The organism is Paraburkholderia sp. JHI2823 (genome assembly GCF_038900695.1).
GTDB lineage: Bacteria > Pseudomonadota > Gammaproteobacteria > Burkholderiales > Burkholderiaceae > Paraburkholderia > Paraburkholderia mimosarum.
In genome coordinates, this window is sequence record NZ_JAYMRY010000326.1 from 1 (window position 1) to 404 (window position 404).

Below are 404 nucleotides of genomic sequence, written 5' to 3' on the forward strand. Positions count from 1 at the left end.
GCGTGTCCCCGTCACTCGGGAAACGTGAAAGCAATCAGGAGAGAAAAGGCGTGAATGCTTCGTACCAAGATCAAGGGTTGTCCTCTGAACGGTCCGCCCTCTTCACCGGTATCCTCGACCGCATGGCGGCCAAAGTTGCAGAGGACGAGCCGACGCTCGGCGTCGAATTCCCTCAGATCACGGCGCCCGATGGAAAGTGGGTGCTGCTTCCGGCGTCGCTGTCCGCAGGCTACAGCGGTTCAGCCTGGAGCCACGGCAACTGGTTTTGCGGGTTCTGGGTCGGACTTCTGCTGACGTCGTATTTGCACACCGGCGAGGACAAATACCTCTCGTGGGCCCGCGAGCGCATGCGCCTCGTCGCGCAGCGAGCGCAGGACCCTAACACGCACGACATCGGCTTCATC

At 61.6% G+C, this 404-nt stretch carries 1 pseudogene; it reads left to right on the forward strand.

The annotated features are described in order from the left end of the window. Positions 1-50 precede the first annotated feature (50 nt). Positions 51-404: pseudogene (locus VSR34_RS38850) on the forward strand (glycosyl hydrolase); the annotation flags it as partial.